The sequence below is a fragment of the Candidatus Planktophila sp. genome (assembly GCF_046070465.1).
Classification (GTDB): domain Bacteria; phylum Actinomycetota; class Actinomycetes; order Nanopelagicales; family Nanopelagicaceae; genus Planktophila.
In genome coordinates, this window is record NZ_JBJTMK010000066.1 from 1 (window position 1) to 5,915 (window position 5,915).

Below are 5,915 nucleotides of genomic sequence, written 5' to 3' on the forward strand. Positions count from 1 at the left end.
GAGGGGTAACTCGAGAAGCTAGCGGATTCTGAGTGAATTAGTCACAACGAAGAGGCTACTCAGGGCCATTGCAGCAGCTGCGTACATTGGTGTCATGAGGCCCATAGCGGCGATTGGCAGACCTATTGTGTTGTATGCAAATGCCCAACCGAGGTTTGTTCGGATTGTGCGAAGTGTGCGTCGTGAGAGATTGAGAGCATCAATCACGCCCATTAATTGTGGCCTCATCAATGTGATATCAGCTGTTGAAATAGCGGTATCCGTACCTGTTCCCATCGCAATGCTGAGATCAGCTTGAGCAAGAGCGGCGGCATCGTTAACTCCGTCTCCCACCATCATGACCTTGCGGCCTTGGCTTTGAAGCTCTTGTACCTTTGAAATTTTCTCCTCGGGTGTTGCATTGGCTATGACATATCGTGAGCTAATTCCCACCTGTGAGGCAATCAGTAGAGCTGAATCTTGATGATCTCCTGTGACCAGCCAGCTCTCAATGCCGCGTTCGCGAAGTGCAGCAATCGTTTGGTGAGCATCCGCTTTGATGACATCCCCAGTTGCAAAGAGGGCAATAGCAACACCATCGACCGCTAAGAGCGAAGTTGTACGCGAAGCAGACTTTGCAGTTGCGATTGCATCCACTAATTGTGAGTCAAGTGCGACCGCACTATGGGCAACAGATTCTGGTGAGCCAATGATGACGACCATGGATTTACCAAAGGCACTTACTCGAGCAGCAACACCAGAACCTGGAGTCTGAGTGAAATCAGAGACGGCTAACTTTTCAGCAGATTTTGAGGCACAGTAGTGCACAACAGCCTTTGCAACAGGGTGGTCGTTCTGACTCTCTAGCGCCATCGCAAGAGAGAGAACATTCTTTTCGGTCAGTATGCCCTCGAAAGAAGTGCCGAGGACCTTCTGAGCAGAAACGGGAATCACGACTTCGCGAACTTGCATCTGGCCGTCAGTCAGCGTTCCAGTCTTATCAAGCACAACTGCATCAATCTCTTTCGCAGCAGAGAGAACTCGCGGCTGACGAATGACGATTCCACGAAGTGCACCACGACCAGATGCCACTAAAAGAGCGACTGGAGTGGCTAGTCCAAGGGCGCAAGGACAGGCAATAACCAGCACAGTAATCGCTGTGGAGATAGAGAAGGTGAGGGTTTTGCCTTCCGCGTAATACCAGAAGAGATATGTGGCGATTGCCAGAGTGGTGACAGCCGGAACAAAGATGGCTGCAATCTTGTCAGCGCTCTGCTGAATTGGAGATTTACTTGCTTGAGCAGTCACGACCATTGAGGTAATCCGAGCCATCTCGGTGTCGCTTCCGATACGAGTTGCACGCACGATAATGCGGCCATTGTTATTGAGTGCAGAACCGATTACTCGATCACCAGGAGCTATATCTACCGGAAGTGATTCGCCTGTAATCAGTGAATTATCCACTGTTGTAATTCCAGAAAGCACTATTCCATCTGTTGCGATGCGCGAACCCGGCTTTACAACGAACTCATCGCCAACTTTCAGATGTGAAATTGGAATGACAACTTCGCTTCCACTGCGGAGAACGGTGACTTCCTTCTCTCCGAGAGCTAATAAAGTGGAGAGCGCGCTACTTGCACTGCGCTTTGCGCGGGACTCGAGATACCGACCAAGGATTACAAAGAGCAGTACACCCGCAGCGACTTCGGTATAGAGATCACCTTTGCCTGTGTAGGTTGCATAGATTGACCAGAGATATGCAGAAAGTGATCCGAGTGAGATCAGTGAATCCATCGTCGGATGGAAGAAGTTGCGAATTGCAGCTCGATGGATTGGAAAGGCAATAATCAGAATAAGCGGTGTAGTAAGAGCAAGGGCTAACCAGGAAGCAAAGTGATGTTCAGAATTTGGTGGAAGAGGCCACCCATTGGAGATAAAAATATTGAAGAGCCAGTCGCCAACGGAGTGATGCCATGACATCACCATTGATATAGCGATTGTCGGTACCGCAAAAATAATCGCAGCAAAGAGCGCACGTGCCGCGCCCTTGCGGTGGAGCGCGGGGTCATTGCGATCTTCTAGTAGCGATGCGCTGTAACCGGCGGCCTTGACTGCCTTAATAATCACATCTGCTTTGATTTCAGAGGGGGCTAAAACATGGACAGTCTCTGAGGCAAAATTTACTGAAGCACTGACACCCGGAATTGCATTGAGGCTACGCTCAACAGAGTTAACACACGCGCTACATGTCATTCCAGAGACTGCGTAGGTGGCTGGAACTAAGGTTGCTTTAGCGAGATCGATTTCAGGTTGAAGTTCTGCCTTGGGCAGCTTGTGGTGCATGAGATCAATCTGGATATCTTCCACGGCATCGCTCTTTTCTTGAGAAGAATCTCTTACACCTTGAGTGCGTCGATAATGTATTGATGGAGTGCAGCATTAGTGGAGACTCCGTTGCCACCATGAGGACCAGGTAATCCAGATGTATTGGAGAAGATTCCACCTGCTTCGGTCACAATGAGATCGAGCGCTGCCATATCCCAGAGCGCCAAAACTGGTTCGACCGCTGCTTCAAGGGCACCTTCTGCAACCAACATATGTGACCAGAAGTCACCATAGCCACGAGTGCGCCAGGCCTTTTCTAGAAGTGCGCGGAAAGGAGTAAGCATCTCTCCCCAACCTTCAAAATCAGAGTATGAGATAGAGGCATCTTCAATTCGAGAAACGCCAGATACATGAATTCTCTTTGTTGTTTCACGATTTATCGTGACAAATGCACCGCCACCGATATGAGCAGACCACCGACGAAATAGCGCTGGCGCACTTACAACACTGACAACAGTGCGCTGATTGCCATCGGGGGTTCTTTCAATCAGTGCAATCAGAGTTGCCCACGTTGGAACACCGCGCAGGAAGTTCTTTGTTCCATCAATGGGATCAATCACCCAATAGCGATTCTTCTCGATGCCTTCGTTTCCAAATTCTTCGCCCACGATTCCATCATCAGGACGATGCGCGTGCAACAGTGCACGGATAGCTTCTTCGGAAGATTTATCTGCATCGGTGACGGGGGTGTTATCGGGCTTGGTTGAAATGGCTAGATCGAGGGCTTGATATCGCTTGAGCGTAATGGCATCAGCTGCGTCAGCTAGACGGTGAGCAAGGGTGAGGTCTTCACCATGTGAAAAGTTCGACTTACTGCTCATGAGGTAAGTCTACGTAACTCTTTGCATCTAAGAGAGACCGTAAACTTTCAAGGCGCAACTTTCTCTCTTCACTGTGCTCAGGGTCCTGATTGACCCATTCGTTGAGCGCACACCCGTCTTCAGCATGTGAGCAATGAGACATGCAAGTCACTGCCACTTCCGCGAGATCGGGAAACGCCTCAACGATTTCACGAGGATCACGGTGAGCCAGACCAAATGCACGAATGCCAGGTGTATCGATAATCCAGCCGCCAGCTGGAAGTTCTAACGCTACTGCGCTCGATGAAGTGTGGCGACCGCGGCCGGTAACATCATTGACGTCACCTGTAAGGCGATCTGCATCCGGAACCAAATCATTAATCAGAGTGGATTTACCAACTCCCGAATGCCCAACGAGCACCGAAACTTTGCCGCTCAGAATATCTGCAATCTGATTAACTTGTACAGAACGCTCTGCAATCTTTGAAGAAGTTGTCATAATCTCAACGCCAAGTGCTGCGTACTTCTCCATAAATTCAGGAACCGGCGCAACATCTATCTTGGTCACGATAATAATTGGGTGAATCTTCTCGATAAATGCACTGACCAAGAAACGATCAATCAGACCACGACGCGGTTCAGGGTTTGCTGATGCGACCACAATTATAAGTTGATCGATATTTGCAACGATGGTGCGTTCGACTTTCGCGGCATCATCGACAGTTCGACTCAATGAATTTGTGCGTTCATTTACTTTTACAATGCGGGCTAAGGTGCCCTCATCGCCTGTTGTATCGCCAACAATCTCCACTGAGTCACCGACTGCAACTGACTTTGGACCTAGCTCGCGGGCTTTCATGGCAATAACAAGCTGGCCCTTTGCTGGACCATCCTGCAATACGCATCCGCTACGACCGCGATCGACAGAGATTACGAGTGCGGTGTGAGAATCATTATGGGCTGGACGATCTTTACTGCGACGACGTGTTGTGCGGGATGGGCGGATGCGAACATCAGATTCATCGTATTCACGCGGCGTCATCGAGTATCCACCATTTATGCGAGAAGGCTCTTCCAGAGTCCAGGGAAATCAGTCAACGTTTTGCGAGTAGTTGCGATGTTCTCGACCTCAATGCCAGCTACTACTAGGCCAATAACAGCGCCAGCAGTAGCTAATCGGTGATCTTCGTAGGTATGAAAGACACCTGAATGGAGAGGAGCGGGCGTGATGTGAAGAGCCGTTTCTTCCTCAATGACATTGCCTCCGAGTTCATTGATTTCGCGAGTCAGCGCCGCAAGGCGATCAGTCTCATGTAAACGTAAGTGGCCGATTCCGCGCAGATGAGAAGGAGAATCTGCAAGTGCAGCAAGCGCTGCAATTGATGGAGTGAGCTCGCCAACATCGTGAAGGTCAATATCGATTCCATGAATACTATCGCCACCAATGACTCTAAGACCCCCATCTATAAATTCAACAGTGGAACCCATCGATGTAAAAATATCGCGGAGCTGATCACCAGGTTGAGTTGTATTACGTGGCCAATCAGAGATTGTGATGGATCCACCGCAGACCATGGCAAGTGAGATAAATGGAGCAGCGTTAGATAAATCAGGTTCGATAACGAGATCAACTCCATGAAGTGCACCTGGTTCGACGCGCCAAGTTTGAGCGGCTGCATCGACTGTAACCGTTGCACCGAAATCTCGGAGCATCTGCACTGTCATTTCAATATGTGGCATCGAAGGAAGAGTTCCACCTAAATGTTTAACGGTGATTCCATTTGTCATACTTGGCGCAACTAAGAGAAGTGCCGATAAGAATTGGCTGGAAGCACTGGCATCGATTGTGAGATTGCCTCCAGGGATACTTCCCTGTGACTTCATCACCATCGGCAATGAGTACCGACCATCGTGTTCGATTGTGATGCCGAGATCTTCTAAGGCTTTAATGACGGGGCCAAGTGGTCGCTCGTAGCTGCGGGGATCGCCATCGAACTCAATGTCGCCAGTTGCAAGCGCTGCAAGCGGTGGCAAAAAGCGCATGACAGTTCCGGCATTACCTACATCGACTTTGGCTGGACCTTTAAGGGGCGCTGGAGTGATTACCCAGTAATCACCTTGTACATCGCTGCCACTATCAATGCCGACACCCATGGCAACGAGACCCGCGGACATGAGCTCCGAATCTCGAGATACAAGAGGCCGACGAATAATCGATGGAGTAGTTGCCTGTGCAGCCAGAATCAGTGCGCGATTGGTGACTGATTTTGATCCGGGAATTGTGACGATTGCATCGACTGGGCGCTTCCCGCGAAAAGGCGCGGGCCAAAGCGGGTGCGATGAATTCATGGCTGAATCGTACCGGGTTACTATTTCGTTATGTGCGGCAGATATGCGATGGCTCAGCGTCAAGAGGAGATTGTCGCCTTCTTTAATCTGACCGAGAATGACTCCAATCCGACCCTTCCGCTCAATTGGAATATTGCTCCCACCAATGAAATTTACATAGTGAAAGATCGTGACCGCGAGAGCAATCAAAGAATCCTCGACAGCGCATCATGGGGATTGATTGCACCATGGCAGAAGAGCTTTGCTGATGCGCGAGCCAGTCAGTCACATGCCATCAATGCGCGAAGTGAATCCATTCATGAGAAGCCAACTTTTCGCGATGCATTTCGCACATCACGATGTCTCATACCCGCGACTGGATATTACGAATGGGCGACGTCGCTCGGAAAATATTCTCCGAAG

At 49.9% G+C, this 5,915-nt stretch carries 5 protein-coding genes; 1 reads left to right on the forward strand and 4 read right to left on the reverse strand.

The features are described from left to right. Window positions 1–18 precede the first annotated feature (18 nt). From ACKOVI_RS03195 to aroA, 4 genes are read right to left on the reverse strand one after another with little or no spacing between them, the layout of a single operon-like run. On the reverse strand, window positions 19–2,346 hold the full coding sequence (locus tag ACKOVI_RS03195) for a heavy metal translocating P-type ATPase (RefSeq protein ID WP_509602587.1): 2,328 nt from the start codon (window positions 2,344–2,346) through the stop codon (window positions 19–21). 29 nt (window positions 2,347–2,375) lie between these two features. After that, a complete protein-coding gene (locus tag ACKOVI_RS03200) occupies window positions 2,376–3,185 on the reverse strand; it encodes an inositol monophosphatase family protein (protein WP_509602588.1) in 810 nt (269 codons plus the stop codon). Next, window positions 3,175–4,206 (reverse strand): ribosome small subunit-dependent GTPase A, encoded by a 1,032-nt coding sequence (gene rsgA / locus ACKOVI_RS03205; protein ID WP_509602589.1) that lies wholly within the window; start codon window positions 4,204–4,206, stop codon window positions 3,175–3,177. The genes ACKOVI_RS03200 and rsgA overlap by 11 nt, the downstream gene beginning before the upstream one ends. Window positions 4,207–4,220: 14 nt before the next feature. Next, window positions 4,221–5,513 (reverse strand): 3-phosphoshikimate 1-carboxyvinyltransferase, encoded by a 1,293-nt coding sequence (gene aroA / locus ACKOVI_RS03210; RefSeq protein ID WP_509602590.1) that lies wholly within the window; start codon window positions 5,511–5,513, stop codon window positions 4,221–4,223. A gap of 30 nt (window positions 5,514–5,543) precedes the next feature. Between aroA and ACKOVI_RS03215 the strand changes: the two genes are divergently transcribed. After that, window positions 5,544–5,915, forward strand: a 372-nt coding sequence (locus ACKOVI_RS03215) for an SOS response-associated peptidase (protein WP_509602591.1), incomplete at its 3' end; no start/stop codon positions are given.